The organism is Kribbella sp. NPDC051936 (assembly GCF_040680955.1).
Taxonomy (GTDB): Bacteria; Actinomycetota; Actinomycetes; order Propionibacteriales; family Kribbellaceae; genus Kribbella.
Window position 1 is genome coordinate 182,514 of record NZ_JBFAXS010000002.1, and the last position, 16,839, is coordinate 199,352.

Here is a 16,839-nt window from a genome sequence, read left to right on the forward strand (position 1 = left end):
CCGGAGGAATCCAGCGTGAACCCACGACCCAGCCGCCGGACCGTCCTGCTCGCGACCGGCGGATCCGTCCTCGCCACCCAACTCCGCTTCGCAACGGCCTCCGCGACGACCACCGGATTCGCCCATCCAGGGATCCTGCACAGCGCGGCGGACCTGGACCGGATGCGCGCCGCGGTCGCCGGCCGCCAGGCCCCGCAGTACGACGGTTTCCTGGCGCTCGCCGCACATCCCCGATCGTCGTACGACTACGTGGTCCGCAACACCGGTCACATCACCTCCTGGGGCCGCGGTCCGGCCAACTTCATGGCGGAGGCGGTCAGCGATTCGTGCGCGGCGTACCAGAACGCGCTGATGTGGGCCGTCACCGGCGACGTCCGGTACGCCGACAAGGCGCGCGACATCCTCGACGCCTGGGCCGGGAGTCTCGAGGCGATCACCGGCGCGGACGGGCAGCTCGGCTCCGGCCTGCAGGGTTTCAAGCTCGTCAACGCGGCCGAGCTGCTCCGTCACACCGGCTACACAGGCTGGCCGGCAGCGGCCGTGGACAGGTGCCGCGAGTCGTTCCGCAAGGTCTGGTACCGCTCGTTCGCCGGCAACGCGCTGTTCGCGAACGGCAACTGGGACGTCGCCGCGCTGCAGACGATCATCGCGATCGCGGTGTTCTGCGACGACCGGGTGCTGTTCGAGAACGCCGTCCGGTACGCCGTCGCCGGTGCGGGGAACGGGCGGATCGAGCACATCGTGGTCGAGGCGACCGGTCAGGGCCAGGAGAGCGGACGCAGTCAGGCCTACGCGCAACTCGCGCTCGGCCTGCTGGCCGATACGGCCGCGGTCGCCTGGAACCAGGGAGTCGATCTCTTCGGCCACGCCGAGGACCGCCTGCTGAAGGGTTTCGAGTACACCGCGCGCTACAACCTCGGCGACGACAGCGTGCCGTTCACGCCCGACCTCGACCGCACCGGGAAGTACATCAAGACAGTCATTGCCACCGGCAACCGCGGCCAGTTCCAACCGATCTACGAGCTTGCCTACGGCCACTACGCCGGACGTCGCGGACTGCCCACGCCGTACCTCGAACAAGTCGTGTTCCGCAACGGCAGCCGCTTCGTCGAAGGAACCAACGACGACCATCCCGGTTGGGGCACGCTCACCCATGCCAACCCGCAGATCCCGCAGACGGCGCCGAGCCGCCCGCCCGGGACGCCGTACGGCCTCAGCGCGCAGACCGGACCGGCCGGCGTCGTACTGCGCTGGGCCCGATCCGTCGAACCGCTGAGCTGTACGGACGCGGCGAGCTATACCGTCAAGCGTGCGACCGGCGACTCGTTCGCGACGATCGCGACCGGGCTGACGGACACGGTGTTCACGGACAGCACAGTGCGGCCGGGCCGGACGTACTACTACCTCGTCGAGGCAACGAACGCGGCGGGCACCAGCGCGGCCTCGCTGCCGGTCGCGGCGGAGCGATCGCCGTGGATCAGCCAGGACATCGGGCCGGTCCGGCGCCCCGGCAGGACCGATTTCGACGGCCGTACCTTCGTGCTCGAGGCCGGCGGCTCCGACATCGGCGGGACGCGGGACAGCTTCCGATTCGCCTCCGTGCCGATGACCGGCGACGGCGTCGTGACGGCGCGCGTCGTCGCGCCGGTGAGTTCGCAGTACGCGAGCGTCGGCGTGATGCTGCGGCGTTCACTCGAGCCCGGATCGGCGCACGCATCCATGCTGATCAAGGGTCTCCCGCTGCACACGTGGAGCGGGGTGTGGACGGTCAGGCCTGATACCCACGCCCCGACCACGGGCACCGGCAGCACGCTGGTCCCGCCTTCCCAGCAAAGCGCGATCACCGTCGGCGCCGGGTTCCCGATCTCGAACCTCGGCTCCCTGCCACAGTCCGCGACACCGCTCGAGGCGCCGTACGTCGAGGCGGCGAGCGACGGCTACCGGCTGCGCAGACCGTACTGGGTCCGGGTCGTCCGCAAGGGCAGCACCTACACCGGATTCATCTCCCCCGACGGCACGACCTGGACCGAAGTCGGCTCGTCGAAGCTCCAGCTCGGCGCCACCCTGTATGTCGGAATCGCCGCATGCTCCTCGCTCGACGCGACCTACACGGAGACGACAACCGCCGCCTTCGACAACGTCACCGTGCCGGGCTGGTCGGTCCGTCGGCCGGACAGACTCACCGGCCCGCTGACCGCACGCAGCGCGTCGAGTGCGATCGAGCTGGCCTGGACCGATCTGGACGTCGCGGCCTCCTACGCGATCCACCGCAGCGCGGGTGGCCGGTACCAGACGATCGCGCGCGACGTCACCGGATTCGGTGTCGAGACCCGCTACCGCGACGCGACCGGCGTACCGGGAACGACCTATCGCTACGTGGTCACGAAGACCAACGTCGCGGGATCCGGCGAACGGTCGGCGGAAGCCGGTGCGACGATGCCGACCCGGGCCGCGCCCGAGATCACCAGCGCGACCGTCGCGTACGCCAACGCGGGCCAACCGTTCCGGTACCGGATCGTGGCGACGAACGACCCGGCGACCTACTCCGCGACCGCACTCCCCCGCGGACTCTCGCTCGATCCGCGCACCGGCGTCATCTCGGGAACACCTGTTGAACAAGGACTTTTCACGATCACCATCGGGGCGGGTACGTCGACCACACAGGTCGCGCTGACCGTCGCCGCGCCGCCGCCCGAGCCGTGGGCGTACCGCGACATCGGTGACTACGTGCTCGACGAGCGCGAGCTCGCCACCTACAGCGCCGTCGCGATCCGGACGCCCGGCATCACCAGCCATGCCGACGGGAGGTTCACCGTTCGCGGCGCCGGCTCGGACCTCAACGTGATCAACCAGGGCATGACCGCGCAGTACGCGTCCGTGCTGCTCACCGGCGACCACACCATCACCGCGCGCATCGTGAGCACCGACCCCGGCGGCCGGGTCGGACTGATCATGGCCAAGTCGCTGTCGCCGTTCGACCAGCAGGCCGGTGCGATCGTGACCGGCGACAAGACGCAGTTCGTACGACGCCTGCGCGTGGCGACCGGACTTGTCACCACGGAAATCGGCGGGGCGGCGGTCTGGCTGCGGCTCCGCAGAGCCGGCGAGACGTTCGCGGCCGAGACCTCTCTCGACGGCACCACTTGGACGCCGCTCGGTGAGCCCGCCGCGATCGCGGGCTTCGGCGACGCGCCCTATCACGCCGGTCTGGCGGTCGTGTCCCGCAATCCCTTCGTCCTCAACACCACTGTGTTCGACAACGTGTCGATCAGCTAGCCGATCAGCCAAGGAGCGCCCCGCCGATGAACTCAGACATCACCCGCCGCCGGCTGCTGCAAGCCACCGGCGCGACCATCGCCGCCGGCTACGTCACCACGCAGGCGAGCACAGCGACCGCCACTGCCGCCGTACCGGGTGTGGTCACGTACCCGATCCCGGACGGGATCGCGCAGGCCACCACGTTCGAGGTCAAGGTCCGCACCCCGCGCGGCCGGTGGCAACCGGTGGCGACGTACTCGGTCAACCTCAAGCAGATCAACGCCACGACCGGCGCGGGGCAGGTGCTGAAGTCCTCGCTCGCGTACTTCGACATCGACGGAGCGGTCGAGGTGATGGTCAGGTACACCAAAGGCACCGTCGAGACCGCGCGGATCCGGCCCCTGTCGTACGGCATCGAGCCGCGGATCGAAGACGACACGGTCCGGTTCACGCTGACCGGGCCGCGCAAGATCGTGGTCGAGGTGAACGGCGAGATCTTCGACTGCCTGCATCTGCTCACCCGGCCGGTCGAGACCGCCGCGCCGGCTCCGGACGACCCGGACGTCATCTACTTCGGCCCGGGCGTGCACACGACCGCGACCGGTCAGCTGATGGTCCCGAGCGGCAAGACCGTCTACCTGGCTGGCGGCGCCGTACTGAAGACGTCGGTGATCTTCAGCAACGTCACCGACGCCCGGTTGCGCGGACGCGGCGTCATCTACGGCACCAACGGCGGCGGGTGCACGATCGTGAGTTCGAAGAACATCAGCGTCGACGGCATCTCGATGCTCAACCTGGCGACCGGGTACGCCATCACCGCCGGCATGTCCGACCAAGTGTCGATCACCGACTTCGGCTACTTCAGCGCCGGGCAGTGGGGTGACGGGATCGACATCTTCTCCAGCAGCGAGGTGCTGATCGACCGCTCGTTCCTGCGCTGCTCGGACGACTGCGTGGCGCTCTACACGCACCGTTGGGACTACTACGGCGACACCCGCAACGTCACCGTCGCGAACTCCAGCCTGTGGGCGGACGTCGCGCATCCGGTCAACGTCGGGACGCACGGCAACACCGACGACCCCGAGGTGCTGGAGAACCTCACGATCAGCAACGTCGACATCCTCGACCATCGCGAACCGCAGAAGTGGTACCAGGGCTGCATCGCGCTCAACCCCGGCGACAGCAATCTGGTCCGGAACGTCCGGATCGAGAACGTCCGGGTCGAGGACTTCCGCTGGGGGCAGTTCCTGCACCTGCGCGTCGCCTACAACAAGTCGTACAACACCTCGCCGGGCCGCGGCATCGAGAGCGTGTACGTCAAGAACCTCACCTACACCGGCCGGAACGCCGAGACCGCGATGATGCTCGGGTACGACGAGTCGCGCGGCATCAAGGACGTCACGTTCCAGAACCTCGTCGTGAACGGCACCGTGATGGCGTCGACGATGCGCAAACCCGGCTGGTTCACGGTCGCCGACATGGCGAACATGCACGTCAACGAACACGTCACCAATCTGCGCTGGCTGGACGCGGCCACGGCACCGACGACGGCACCGCCGACGCTCACGACCCCGGACACCGCGGCGGTCACGGCGGGCGCACCCGTCGTACTCACGATCACCGCAACCGGCTTCCCGACCGGCTTCGCCGCCCAGGGCCTACCCGCCGGACTGACCGTCGATGCGGTCACCGGCGTCGTCTCGGGAACCGCGGCCGGCCCCGGCGTCCACAACGTGACGCTGACTGTCACGAACGTCGCGGGGACCACCACCAAGAGCCTCATCCTGACCGTTTCCTGACACCACCGCCCCGAAGGAGAACGATGAAACACAGGGAGATCGATCGACGAACCTTGCTCACAGCCGCTGGAGGTGCGGCCGTCGCCGGGCTGGCCGCCACCGCCTTCGCCCGAAGCGCCGACGCGGCGCCGGCCACCTTCACCCACCCCGGTGGGTTGCACAACTGGGGTGATCTGAACCGGGCGAAGGTCCGGGTCGCGGCCGGTGACGACCCGTGGCTGTCGGGCTGGAACCGGCTGACCGCCAACGCGCACGCCCAGTCCACCTGGCAACCGAATCCGCAGGCGACCATCGTCCGCGGCGGCACCGGTGAGAACTACGGCATCCTCTACAACGACATCCACGCCGCGTACCAGAACGCGCTGCGCTGGTGGGTCCAAGGCTCGACCGCGCACGGCGACTGTGCGCGCAACATCCTGAACGCCTGGTCGGCCACGCTCACGACCGTGACAGGTAACGCAGACCGGTTCCTGGCGGCCGGCATCTACGGGTACCAGTTCGCGAACGTGGCCGAGCTCATGCGCGGCTACTCCGGCTTCGACCTGGCCCGGTTCAAGACCATGATGCTGAACGTCTTCTACCCGCTCAACAACTCGTTCCTGCTGAACCACAACGACGCGTGCATCACCAACTACTGGGCCAACTGGGACCTGTGCTCGATGAACTCGATCCTTGCCATCGGCGTCCTCTGCGACGACGCCGCGAAGTACGACCAGGCGGTGACCTACTTCAAGAACGGCGCCGGCAACGGCTCGATCCGGCACGCGATCCCGTTCGTCTACGACGACCAGGGCCTCGCGCAGTGGCAGGAATCCGGGCGGGACCAGGGACACACGCTGATGGGCATCGGCCAGCTGGGCGCCTTCTGTGAGATGGTGTGGAACCAGGGCGAGGACCTGTACGGGTACGACGACAACCGTTTCCTGAAGGCCGCGCAGTACGTCGCGAAGTACAACCTCGGCGAGGACGTGCCGTTCACCAAGTACACCTGGGGCACCGGGCAGAACTGCGCCTACCAAGAGCACACCGTGATCTCGAGCGCGAGCCGCGGTCAGCTCCGGCCGGTGTGGGAGATCCTGCACTACCACTACACCCGGCGGAAGTACCTCTCCGTGCCGTACATCTCGGCGATGGCCGCGCAGGTCCGTCCCGAGGGCGGTGGCGGCGATTACGGATCCACGAGCGGCGGCTTCGATCAGACCGGCTTCGGCACGCTGGCGTACGCCAAGTAGATAGCGAGTAGATTGCGAGGTATGAGTAGCCTGCGTGTCCTGTTCCTCGGCGGGACCGGAATCATCAGCTCAGCTTGCTCGTGGCGAGCGATCGAGTCGGGCCTCGACCTGACGGTCGTCAACCGCGGTAAGACCGCCGGCCGTCCGGTCCCGCCCGAGGCGCGGGTGATCACCGCCGACCTCGACGACCCGGCGACGCTGACCGAGATCGCCGCGCAGGACTTCGACGTGGTGGTCGACTGGATCGCGTTCACGCCCGGTCACGTGCGTGCCCGGACCGACGCGCTGCGCGGGCACGTCGGCCAGTACGTCTTCATCAGCTCGGCATCGGCGTACCAGACGCCGCCGGCCCGGTTGCCGATCACCGAGTCGACGCCGCTGCGGAACCCCTTCTGGCAGTACTCGCGCAACAAGATCGCCTGCGAGGACCTGCTCACCGCGCTCTACCGCGACGAGGGCTACCCGGTGACGGTCATCCGGCCGTCGCACACGTACGACCGCACCCTGGTCCCCTTCGACGGCGGCTGGACCATCGTCGAGCGGATGCGCCGTGGGCAGCCGGTCGTCGTCCACGGCGACGGCACCTCGCTGTGGACCCTGACGCACCACCGCGACTTCGCCCGCGGTCTGGTCCCGCTGCTCGGCCATCCCCGCGCCCACGGCGACACCTTCCAGATCACGTCCGACGACGTCCTGACCTGGGACCAGATCGCGCACGCCCTGGCCGCCGCGGCCGGGACGGCGGCACAGATCGTCCACGTCCCCTCGGACGCCATCGCTGCGGTCCATCAAGGCTGGGGCGACGGTTTGCTCGGCGACAAGACCCACTCGGCGGTCTTCGACAACAGCAAGCTGCGCAGCGTCGTCCCCGACTACGTCGCCACCATCCCGTTCGAGACCGGCGCCCGCGAGATCGTCGCCTGGTACGACGAGGACCTGGCTCGCCGCCGCGTCGACCCGGCCGTCGACGAGGCGATGAACACGCTCATCGCCCGCTACCGTCCCTAGACCGCGACCTTCCCCGCGCTAGGCCGTCAGCGCCGCGGTCATGCGCCGACGGGCTTCGTAGTAGTGGTTCGGGTCGAGGACCGGGCGGTCGAAGCGCAAGGTCCGGTCGGGGTCGACGATGTCCTGCGCGGCGGCGCTGCCCTGGGAGGCGCGGACGGCCTGGAGCGCGCGGTGGTCCCACATCGCCTGGGCGAAGACGCGGTGCCGGAGCGACGGCCAGGGCGTGCCGTCCGGGCCGGGGTAGACGGCGAACGGATCGCCGGACGGGAACGCGCCACCGGCCGAGGTGTCCGCGAACGGGTCGATCCGGCGCAGCGCGTGCCAGGTGTACCAGAAGTTGAATCCCCAGTGCAGGAAACCGTCCACACCCGACGCGAAGAGCTGGTGCCCGATCGCCCGGTTGCGGGCCGAGGGCATCCCGACGAAGCGGTTCGCGACATCGCGATCCTGGCTGACGCAGTAGTACACCCACAGGCGTTCGGGTCGCTCGGCCAGGAACGGTTCGACGTGATCGGTGGCGACGACGGGTACGGCGACGGCGCCGGACGTGTAGAACGAGTGCTCGCTGAGCGCGTCGACGACCGTCCAGCCCTTCAGCAGATCGCAGACCACGGCCTTCGCCGCGAGGTAGCCGGCGAGTCCTTCCTCACCGGACGGCTCGTCCGAGACGTGGAAGACCACATGCTCACGGTCCCACTCCTCGTCCAGCACAGCTTGCAGCGCCGGTAGCAGCGCTTCCATCAGTTCGCGGTACCGCGCGTCGGTGGCCGAGACGTCCCAGCCGAAGGCGCGCTCCTCGTTCACCACGATGGCAGGCGTGGCCTTCGCGCCCCACTGGGTGAACAGATGCGCGACCTCGACCCCGGTGATCCCGGTACGCCGGCACAGGTCGAGCCACCGGCGCAGCCGCTCGAACCCGAAGCGGTACCCGTCGTCGGTCGTGGTGATCTCGATCAGCTGCACCACGGTGCGGTACGTGCCGATCGCGGTGTCGAGCGGCGGCGTCCAGACCGGCGCGAGCAATGATGTCGCGCCCATCTCCGCCGCCGACGCCATGAACCGCTCGACGACGGCCCAGTGCTCTTCGCCGAAGACTTCGAGGCCGTAATGATCCGCGAGCGCGTCGACGTGCATCCAGTGGCTGGACACGATGTCGAGCGGCGGCAACTGGATCCCGGTGAGCTCGACGGTGACGGGAGCGCGGTGCAGCTCGGAGCCGTCGGGCGCGTCCACCACGATCGTGAGCTCGTGGACGCCGGCCCGCGCCGGATCGGTCGCCGTGACGTCGAACCAGAGCGCTCCCCAGCTGCCGAACCGCACCGGGACCTCTCCGTTCGGCAGCGGGCGCAGCACGTCCGGGTAGAGGCCGGGTTCGTCGTACTCGTACCCGTCGTCGTGTCCCGGGAGGGCGACGAACGAGCACGGCACGAGCTCCACGCACGACACGGCGACCAGGTCGGCCGCCGCTCCCTCGACCCGCACCCGCAGCGGGCTCGGGTTGCGGAACGCCGGATCGAGCGGCGGGCGGTACGCCAGCTGGAAGGACGCCGGCTCACCGAGGAACGCCTGGAACCGGGTCTGCGCGGACACCGGGCGCGGCTCCCGGACCGGGTGCACCTTGGCCAGCGCATCGCAGAGCACGAACTCCCACTTCGCGGTCACTCCGGACCACTCCTCTCCCGATCCTGCGTATTCGTGGAACCAATGATGCAGATTCGCGCAGCAACGCACAACGCCCGGTCCGTCCACCGAACCGGCGGCGCGTTTGCGGACCGAGCGCCGGGGCACCGCTCGTACACGTCGAGTTCGAGCAGATGACGAGGAGATGACATGGCTACCGTCTCCCCTGGAGACCGCAAGGACCTGATCGGACTGATCGTCAGCGACCACCGAGCGGCGGAGCGGCTGTTCGCCGAGCTGATCGCCGGCGCGGGCGACGCGCAGCATCGCCGGGACCTGGCAGACCACCTGACGACCGAACTGGTCCGGCACTCGGTGGCCGAGGAGCTGTACCTGTACCCGGCGGCCCGCCGGGCGCTGCCGGACGGCGACGACGTCGCCGACCGCGGGATCGAGGAGCACGCCGACATCGAGCGGATCCTCAAGGACCTGGAAGGCGTGGACCCGGCCGATCGCACCTTCGACGAACTGATCGGGAGGCTGTACGTCGACGTCCAGGACCACGTCGCGCAGGAGGAACGCGAGGTGCTCCCGCGCGTGCAGGACGCGTGCGACGCCGACGAACTGCGGGAGCTCGGCGAGCTCGTTGCTCGCACCAACGCGGCGGCACCGACCCGGCCGCATCCGTCCGCCCCGGACACCCCACCGCAGGACCTCGTCCTGGCTTCGGGCACCGGGATGATCGACAAGTTCCGCGACGCCCTGACCGGCGGGGACGCTCGATGAGTTCAGATGCTCATCTGCTGTGGCCGGGGACAACGGCGATGCATCATGAACACGTGGACGAGATCAGCGGGACCAACGCCGGTGACGCCACCCCGACCGCGGCGACCTTCGCGCAACTGGCGATGGAGATGCACAAGGCGGAGGGTGTGGAGGAGACCGTCCAGGCTGTCGTCGACTTCGCTCTGCACGCGCTGCACTGCGACTACGCAGGCGTGGCGCTGCGCACTGCCGACGGCAGGCCGGAAGTTCCGGCAGTCACTGATCCGGTGGTCGCCGAGATCTACAACTTCCAGCTGGCGGGTGCGGAGGGCGCGCTCGTGCAGTGCATGCGCGACCGGTCGACCATTCGGGTGCCGGACACGGTGCAGGAACTCCGCTGGCCCGAGTGGTCCGCGAAGGTTCTCGAGCTCGGCGTCCACAGCGTGCTCGACGTACCGCTCTGGGCCGGCGGCGGCACGGTCGGCGTCCTCGGCCTGTACAGCAAGCAGACGAACGCGTTCGGGGCGGACGAGGAGGCGATCGCCTACATCCTGGCCCGCCACGCGGCGGTGGCGGTCGCAACCGCCCGGCGCGAGGAGAACCTGTCGGTCGCCGTCGACGCCCGCAAGCTGGTCGGCCAAGCGATGGGCATCCTGATGGAGCGCTACAACCTGACCGGCGACGAGGCCTTCCAGGTCCTCAGACGCTACTCCCAAGACACCAACACCAAGCTCCGCGAGGTCGCCCAGCAACTCGTCGACAACCGCCGGCTCCCCCGCACCTGAGCTCAGACCTCCTGCAAGACCGGCAGTAGCTCGGTCCGCGCGAAGTCGAAGAAGCCGTCCATGTCCGGCCCCGCGTTGATCAGCGCCAACCGGTCGAAGCCGGCATCGGCGAACCGACTCGCAACCTCTATGTGCCGCTTGACGTCCGGACCGCACCCGAACTGTTCGGCCATGTGTGCCGCCGTCACCAGTTCGGTCGCCGCGTCGAAGTTGACCGGGGTCGGGAGTTCCGCGTGCACCTTCCACCCGGTCACGCCGAACCGGAACAGCCGCCGTGCCGACTCCGCCGCCGCCTCCACCGAGTCGGCCCAGGACAGCGGGACCTCGGCGTACCGCGGTCCGTCGCCGCCCGCCTGCCGGTACGCCGTGACGAGGTCCGCGCTCGGCTCCGTGGCGAACAGCGCGTCGCCGTACTGCGCGGCGAGTTCCGCGGCTTCGGATCCACCCGCGGCGACCGCGATCCGGGGAGGTTCGGCGGGCAGGTCGAAGACCCGGGCGTCCTCCAGGCGCAGGTGCTTGCCGTCGTACGAGTGGTAGCCGCCGCTCCACAGCAGACGGATGATCTCCAGCGATTCGCGGAGCATCTCGTGCCGGGTCGCGACCGCGGGCCAGCCGCGGCCGACGACGTGCTCGTTGAGCCGCTCGCCCGCGCCCAGGCCGAGTGTGAACCGGCCGTCCGACAGCAGCGCGGTGGTCGCGGCGGCCTGCGCCACGATCGCCGGATGGTAGCGCAGGAACGGACAGGTGACACCGGTTGCCAGCTCGATCGCGGAGGTCCGCACGGCGATTGCGGCGAGCATCGAGAATGCGAAGCCCGAGTGCTCGTGCTCGCTCACCCACGGATGGAAGTGGTCACTCACCTCCACGAAGTCGAACCCGGCCTCCTCCGCCGCCACCGCCTGGTCGACGATGTCACCCGGCGAGTACGCCTCCGCCATCAACTTGAACCCGATCCGCACGACGAACCTCCTTCGACGTCAACTGTCCCGGTGCCCCGCCGCACCTCCTCACCGCCGTCCTCGCTGACGCCGGCACGGTCGACGCCGTCGACGCGGTCGCGGCAGGTCATAGGCTGGCTCAGCGGGTCCTCGCCGAACCGGGCGCGACCCTGTCCATGGTGTCCGCGAAGGCCGAGAAGAACGGAACCACAGGTGATTGAACCCATCCTGTCCGACGACGTGGCGCAAGCATTGTCGGGCGGGCGCGCGGTCGTGGCGCTCGAGTCGACGATCTTCTCGAACCTCGGCCTGCCCGCCCCGGCCAACGCCGACGCGCTCGAGCTGTGCAAGCAGGCCGTCGTCGCCCACGGCGCCGTACCCGCCGTCACGGCGATCCTCGACGGCCGGCCACACCTCGGGCTGTCGCCGGACGAGGAGAAGCGGGTGCTCAACGGCACCCGCAAGGTCGCCGAACGCGATCTCGCGGTGGCGCAGGCGCAGCGCTGGGACGTCGGCGTCACCACGGTGTCGGCCACCGTGGCTCTGGCCCACGTCGCCGGGATCTCGGTGTTCGCCACCGGCGGTATCGGCGGCGTCCATCGCGGATCCGAACTGACCGGCGACATCTCGGCCGATCTCGATGCCCTCGCCAACCATCCGGTCGTCACCGTCTGCGCGGGCGCCAAGGCGTTCCTCGACCTGCCGCGGACGCTGGAGTACCTCGAGACCGCGGGCGTCCCGGTCCTCGGCTGGCAGCACGACTGGTTCCCTGCGTTCTACACGCGGTCGAGCGGCCTGCCGGTGCCGCACCGCGTCGACGACGAGCGCACGGTCTGCGACGTCCTGCGCTTCCGGTCGAGGCAGGACACCGGCGTACTGCTGACCGTTCCGATCCCCGTCGAGGACGAGATCCCGGCGGCCCGCATCGACGCCCAGATGAAAGCCGCGTTGGAGGCCGGCGCCCAGGCCGGAATCACCGGCCCCGCCGTCACGCCGTACGTCCTCGCGAGAATCGAGCAAGAGACCGACGGCCAGAGCATCCCGGCCAACCTCGCGCTGGCCCGCAACAACGCCGCCGTCGCGGCCCGGATCGCCGTCGCTCTGGCTCGGTAGTCCCATAGCGCGCCCCGTCTTGGCCTGCGCAATCGCGTGTGGTGGCTGGTCTCGGTGGGTACCGGCTCGCTCGTGACGTACGTGCGGGACGACGAGAGTTCCGGTGAGCGCCTCGATCGGCACTGGAACGAGCTGCTGCAGGAGTTGCGGCTCGCTCAGACCGGGACGCAGATCCTGTTCGCCTTCTTGCTGGGGATCGCGTTCCAGAATCAGTTTCACTCGGCGGACGCCTTCACGCACGCGGTGTATGCGGGCACTCTCGTCGCGTGCGCGCTGGCGGCGGCGTTCTTCCTGGCTCCGGTCGCACTGCACCGGGTGCTGTACGGGCGTGGTTTGCGTGATCGTCTGGTCACCGTCACGGACCGACTGGCGCGCGGCGGCATGACGCTGCTCCTCGCCTCGATGTCCGGCGGCGTCCTGATCGCGCTGGACGTCGTACTCCCCCGACCTGCTGCGGGCGCTATGGTCGGCGGTGTGCTGATCGTGTTCCTGGCGTTGTGGCTCGCGCTGCCGGCGTACGTCAGGCACAAGGGACCGGAGAAGCCCAACTGACCCCACGGAGACGCAGTGGATCGCGCGGCGGTGCTCGGACGACTCGGGAGGCTGCTTGCTGCCACTGATCGCCGAGAGCAGTTCGCCACCCGCCTGTGCGACGCGAGCCGGCGGCTCGTGGGCGGCCGGGGCGGCTCGATCAGTGTGAACAGCGACGACACCGAGGCCCGGTTGACGCTGGCCGCGACCGACGAGGTGGCGGCCGAGCTCGAGAGCCTGCAGGACATCCTCGGCGAGGGGCCGTGCCGGGAGGCGTACCGGCAGGACGAGGCGATCGTGACGGACCTGGACGATGCCGTCAGCACCTTGTGGCCGGAGTTCAGCCGCTCGGCCCTCGAGTCGGCGGGCGAAGTCACCCTGCACTGCTTCCCGATGCGTGCGGCGAGCCGTCCGTTCGGTGTCTACGCCGTCTACGCGTACGACGAACTCACCGAGCCGGACGACGTCGTACAGTTCCTGGCCGACGTCATCGGAACCGCCGTACTGCGGGAGGCGTCCGCCCCCGGGACGGATGACATCTGGTCGAGCCGGTCGGTCGTCTATCAGGCCACCGGCATGGTGTCGGTGCAACTGCAGGTCTCCCCCGTCGACGCACTCGCCATGCTGCGCGCCCACGCGTTCGCCCACGACACGACCTTGAACGAGATCGCGGAGCACGTCGTGGCCCGCCGCATCGACTTCCGTACCCACTGACCACGATCGAGGTGCGTGCATGCCGTCCGATCGGGCACCGGCCGGTCATGACTGTGAAGCTGAACGAGAAGGCCTTCGAACACGCGAAATCCCTGGTACGGAAGGGGCAGACGGCCAAGGACGAGCGGGACGACTGGAGGCAGCACGCCCCGACCGCGGCCGAGCAGAACGCGTACCTGGACAAGCACGGCTGGCAGGACTACGGGCTGTGGTTCCTCGGGATCGACACCGAGATGGACGAGGAGACCAAGGGCCACTACGAGTTCCCGTACGGCGACTTCCGGCGGGTGCACCGCTGCGGCGTGATCAGCGCCGAGTCGCGCGCCGCGCAGTACGACCACCCCGACATCCAGCGGGCCCTCGAGCAGATCCATGAGCTGCTCGACGGCGGGCACGGCTGAACGGCAGCCGCGTCACCCCCACGACGAACTCCGTGGGGGTGACGCCGCGCCGGCTTCGGTCAGGTGAACAGGCTGACGCCACCCGGGCCGACCAGCAGGCCGATGACGATGAGCGCCGCGCCCCACAACATCTGACCGCGGAACAGCGACACGATTCCGGACACGACGAGGATCACAGCGATGATCCACAGAACAAACTCCATGGCCCTTCCCTTTCCGACACCGGGCACGCCCGGCAGTTGAAATCCCCGTGCGACCTTTCGGTGCCCGCGCGATCCGGGCGCAAACCTGACCGTTTCGGTGGCGGACCGGCGGACACCGGACAGGCATGCCGACACTCCTGCCGACCGCCTCCGCGCCGGACAGCGGCCGGATCCTGCGCGACGTCCTGGGACCTGTCGTGGCCCAAGGGGCGATCCTGCGCAGACCTGCTCTGGGCGCGCTCGCCGAGAGGCTGCGCGTCGACGATCGGGCACTGCGCTGTGTCCGCCGCCTGCGTCGTACGTACGGTGACGGACCCGTGCTGTTCCGCATCCCCGGCCGTACGCTCGCGCTCGTTCTCGCCGCGGACGACGTCCATCGACTGCTCGCGCAGACACCTGATCCGTTCGCCGCCGCGACCGACGAGAAAGTCGACGCGCTGAAGCATTTCCAGCCGCACGCGGTCCTGGTGACCGATCCCCCGCTCCGCGCCGCGCGCCGGGAGCTGAACGAACAGGCGCTCGACAGCCACAGCCCTGTGCACCGCCACGGCCATCGGTTCGTCGAGGTGGTCCGCGAGGAGCTGTCCGACCTGCACGCGACCCTCGGCTGGAACGAGTTCCGCGAGGTCTGGTCGCGGGTCGTACGCCGGATCGTGCTCGGCGACGGCGCCCGCGACGACGTAGAGCTCACCGCACACCTCGACCAGCTCCGCGCCGACGCGAACTGGGCCCAGTTCGGTCCGAGCCACGACGAGCAGCGCTCGCGGTTCCTGGCCTCGCTGTCGCAGTACGTCGACAAGTCGGAACCCGGCAGCCTCGTCGAAGGGCTCGACCACCGGCCCGGGACGCTGGATCCTGCGGGCCAGGTGCCGCACTGGCTGTTCGCGTTCGACGCCGCCGGCATCGCGCTGTGGCGGCTGCTCGCCGTTCTCGGCACTCATCCGTCGGCTCTCCGGACGATCGTCTCCGAGGCCCGCCACCCGGAGGCTTCGCCGCTGCTGGCCGAGGCCGGAGCCGCGCTGCAGGAATCCCTCAGGCTCTGGCCGACCACCTTGGTCGTGCTGCGCCAGTCGTCGGCGGACACCGAGTGGCGGGGACGCTCCGCACCGGCCGGTACCGAGTTCGTGATCGTGAGCTCGGTGTTCCACCGCGACGACGACGCGCTCGATTTCGCGAACCGCTTCGAGCCGAGCGCGTGGCTGGACGGCCGCACCGACGGCGCGTGGCCGGTCATCCCGTTCAGCGAAGGTCCGGCCGAGTGTCCCGGGCGCAACGTCGTCCTGCTCACCGCCAGCGCCGCGGTCAGCCATATCGCCGATCGCTACGACCTCGACGTCGATCCCGCCACCCGCGCGAAGCTCGGCCGCGAGCTCCCCCGCACGTTCAACCACGCCTGGGTACGGATCGGGTTCTGGCCCCGGGCAACCAACTGAGGAGTCATCGATGGGACAGGTTGTTGTGGTGACCGGGGCCAGCGCCGGCGTCGGCCGCGCGACCGCGGTCGCGTTCGCGCGGCGCGGCGCCAAGGTCGCACTCCTGGCCCGCGGGGAGACCGGCCTGCAGGCCGCCGCGCGGGACGTGACCGAGGCCGGTGGAACGCCGTTGCCGATCCCGGTCGACGTCTCCGACGCCGCGCGGGTCGAGGCCGCCGCGGATCAGGTCGAGAAGGAACTCGGCCCGATCGACGTCTGGGTGAACGTCGCCTTCACCTCGGTGTTCGCGCCGTTCCTGGACATCGAGCCGAGCGAGTTCAAGCGCGCCACCGAGGTCACCTACCTCGGGTACGTCTACGGGACCAGGGCGGCGCTCACGCGGATGAAACCGCGCGACCACGGCACGATCGTGCAGATCGGCTCGGCACTGGCCTACCGCGGGATCCCGCTGCAATCGGTGTACTGCGGGGCGAAACACGCGATCCAGGGCTTCCACGATTCGCTGCGCTGCGAACTGCTGCACGACAAGTCCCGGGTGCGCGTGACGATGGTCCAACTGCCGGCGGTCAACACCCCGCAGTTCTCCTGGGTGCTGTCCAGACTGCCGAAACACCCGCAGCCGGTGCCGCCGATCTTCCAGCCCGAGGTGGCCGCGGACGCGATCGTGTACGCGGCCGACCATCCGCGCCGGCGCGAGTACTGGGTCGGCGCACCGACCGCCGCGACCTTGATCGCCAACAAGTTCGCGCCGGGCTTGCTGGACCACTACCTCGGCCGGACCGGCTACAAGTCACAGCAGACGAACATGCCCAACGAACAGGCCGCGAACCTGTGGGGTCCGGCCGACGACCGCAGTCGCGACTACGGCGCGCACGGAGCCTTCGACGAGCGCTCGTCGGCGCGCAGCTACCAGATGTGGGCGTCGAGGCATCGCGGCCTGATCGGCGCGGCAGCGGCCGGGGTCACCGCGGTGACCCTGTACTTCGCCCGGGGCCGGCGGTAGCGGATCTGATTGGACAACGCCGCATCGGGCACCCGA

The 16,839-nt window shown here is 69.4% G+C and carries 15 protein-coding genes; 12 read left to right on the forward strand and 3 right to left on the reverse strand.

Annotation, left to right across the window (positions count from 1 at the left end; translation table 11 throughout):
- Window positions 1–15: 15 nt before the first annotated feature.
- The 4 genes from AB0L64_RS06545 to AB0L64_RS06560 are packed head-to-tail and all read left to right on the forward strand — an operon-like array spanning window position 16 to window position 7,297.
- Window positions 16–3,276 (forward strand): alginate lyase family protein, encoded by a 3,261-nt coding sequence (locus AB0L64_RS06545; protein WP_363708431.1) that lies wholly within the window; start codon window positions 16–18, stop codon window positions 3,274–3,276.
- Between the two features lie 26 nt (window positions 3,277–3,302).
- Entirely contained in the window at window positions 3,303–5,057 is a 1,755-nt protein-coding gene (locus tag AB0L64_RS06550) for a glycosyl hydrolase family 28 protein (protein ID WP_363708433.1), read from the forward strand.
- Between the two features lie 23 nt (window positions 5,058–5,080).
- Window positions 5,081–6,289, forward strand: a complete 1,209-nt coding sequence (locus tag AB0L64_RS06555) for an alginate lyase family protein (RefSeq protein ID WP_363708435.1) — start codon at window positions 5,081–5,083, stop codon at window positions 6,287–6,289.
- Between the two features lie 21 nt (window positions 6,290–6,310).
- The gene (locus AB0L64_RS06560; RefSeq protein ID WP_363708437.1) at window positions 6,311–7,297 is read left to right on the forward strand and encodes an NAD-dependent epimerase/dehydratase family protein; all 987 of its coding nucleotides are present in this window, start codon (window positions 6,311–6,313) and stop codon (window positions 7,295–7,297) included.
- 18 nt (window positions 7,298–7,315) lie between these two features.
- On the opposite strand, the gene AB0L64_RS06565 is transcribed toward AB0L64_RS06560, so the two are convergent.
- A complete protein-coding gene (locus AB0L64_RS06565; protein WP_363708439.1) occupies window positions 7,316–8,959 on the reverse strand; it encodes a DUF4091 domain-containing protein in 1,644 nt (547 codons plus the stop codon).
- Window positions 8,960–9,127: 168 nt separating this feature from the next.
- Here AB0L64_RS06565 and AB0L64_RS06570 point away from each other — a divergent pair, with 168 nt between their 5' ends.
- Window positions 9,128–9,703, forward strand: coding sequence for a hemerythrin domain-containing protein (locus AB0L64_RS06570; RefSeq protein WP_363708441.1), 576 nt, complete (start codon window positions 9,128–9,130; stop codon window positions 9,701–9,703).
- 122 nt (window positions 9,704–9,825) lie between these two features.
- Window positions 9,826–10,467 (forward strand): GAF and ANTAR domain-containing protein, encoded by a 642-nt coding sequence (locus tag AB0L64_RS06575; protein WP_363709795.1) that lies wholly within the window; start codon window positions 9,826–9,828, stop codon window positions 10,465–10,467.
- Window positions 10,468–10,469: 2 nt separating this feature from the next.
- Here AB0L64_RS06575 and AB0L64_RS06580 read toward each other — a convergent pair whose 3' ends face one another.
- A complete protein-coding gene (locus AB0L64_RS06580; protein ID WP_363708443.1) occupies window positions 10,470–11,426 on the reverse strand; it encodes a TIGR03557 family F420-dependent LLM class oxidoreductase in 957 nt (318 codons plus the stop codon).
- 192 nt (window positions 11,427–11,618) lie between these two features.
- Between AB0L64_RS06580 and AB0L64_RS06585 the strand changes: the two genes are divergently transcribed.
- From AB0L64_RS06585 to AB0L64_RS06600, 4 genes are all read left to right on the forward strand, one after another.
- Window positions 11,619–12,518, forward strand: a complete 900-nt coding sequence (locus tag AB0L64_RS06585; RefSeq protein WP_363708445.1) for a pseudouridine-5'-phosphate glycosidase — start codon at window positions 11,619–11,621, stop codon at window positions 12,516–12,518.
- A gap of 72 nt (window positions 12,519–12,590) precedes the next feature.
- Entirely contained in the window at window positions 12,591–13,070 is a 480-nt protein-coding gene (locus tag AB0L64_RS06590; protein ID WP_363708447.1) for a DUF6328 family protein, read from the forward strand.
- 15 nt (window positions 13,071–13,085) lie between these two features.
- Window positions 13,086–13,763: a GAF and ANTAR domain-containing protein gene (locus AB0L64_RS06595; RefSeq protein WP_363708449.1), complete on the forward strand. Its 678-nt coding sequence runs from the start codon at window positions 13,086–13,088 to the stop codon at window positions 13,761–13,763.
- Between the two features lie 47 nt (window positions 13,764–13,810).
- Complete coding sequence (locus AB0L64_RS06600; protein ID WP_363708451.1) at window positions 13,811–14,164, forward strand: hypothetical protein; 354 nt, start codon at window positions 13,811–13,813, stop codon at window positions 14,162–14,164.
- Window positions 14,165–14,223: 59 nt separating this feature from the next.
- Here AB0L64_RS06600 and AB0L64_RS06605 read toward each other — a convergent pair whose 3' ends face one another.
- Window positions 14,224–14,367: a GPGG-motif small membrane protein gene (locus AB0L64_RS06605; protein ID WP_355692203.1), complete on the reverse strand. Its 144-nt coding sequence runs from the start codon at window positions 14,365–14,367 to the stop codon at window positions 14,224–14,226.
- Window positions 14,368–14,492: 125 nt separating this feature from the next.
- Between AB0L64_RS06605 and AB0L64_RS06610 the strand changes: the two genes are divergently transcribed.
- Together AB0L64_RS06610 and AB0L64_RS06615 are read left to right on the forward strand one after the other, a co-directional pair.
- Complete coding sequence (locus AB0L64_RS06610; RefSeq protein ID WP_363708453.1) at window positions 14,493–15,800, forward strand: cytochrome P450; 1,308 nt, start codon at window positions 14,493–14,495, stop codon at window positions 15,798–15,800.
- A gap of 10 nt (window positions 15,801–15,810) precedes the next feature.
- Window positions 15,811–16,803 (forward strand): SDR family oxidoreductase, encoded by a 993-nt coding sequence (locus tag AB0L64_RS06615; RefSeq protein WP_363708455.1) that lies wholly within the window; start codon window positions 15,811–15,813, stop codon window positions 16,801–16,803.
- Window positions 16,804–16,839 lie beyond the last annotated feature (36 nt).

Excerpts from the sequence above, each read along its gene's own strand:
- AB0L64_RS06550 (WP_363708433.1), top strand. The coding sequence starts at position 3,303 with ATGAACTCAGACATCACCCGCCGCCGGCTGCTGCAAGCCACCGGCGCG.
- AB0L64_RS06555 (WP_363708435.1), top strand. The coding sequence starts at position 5,081 with ATGAAACACAGGGAGATCGATCGACGAACCTTGCTCACAGCCGCTGGA.
- AB0L64_RS06560 (WP_363708437.1), top strand. The coding sequence starts at position 6,311 with ATGAGTAGCCTGCGTGTCCTGTTCCTCGGCGGGACCGGAATCATCAGC.
- AB0L64_RS06570 (WP_363708441.1), top strand. The coding sequence starts at position 9,128 with ATGGCTACCGTCTCCCCTGGAGACCGCAAGGACCTGATCGGACTGATC.
- AB0L64_RS06575 (WP_363709795.1), top strand. The coding sequence starts at position 9,826 with ATGGAGATGCACAAGGCGGAGGGTGTGGAGGAGACCGTCCAGGCTGTC.
- AB0L64_RS06600 (WP_363708451.1), top strand. The coding sequence starts at position 13,811 with ATGACTGTGAAGCTGAACGAGAAGGCCTTCGAACACGCGAAATCCCTG.
- AB0L64_RS06605 (WP_355692203.1), bottom strand. The coding sequence starts at position 14,367 with ATGGAGTTTGTTCTGTGGATCATCGCTGTGATCCTCGTCGTGTCCGGA.
- AB0L64_RS06610 (WP_363708453.1), top strand. The coding sequence starts at position 14,493 with ATGCCGACACTCCTGCCGACCGCCTCCGCGCCGGACAGCGGCCGGATC.
- AB0L64_RS06615 (WP_363708455.1), top strand. The coding sequence starts at position 15,811 with ATGGGACAGGTTGTTGTGGTGACCGGGGCCAGCGCCGGCGTCGGCCGC.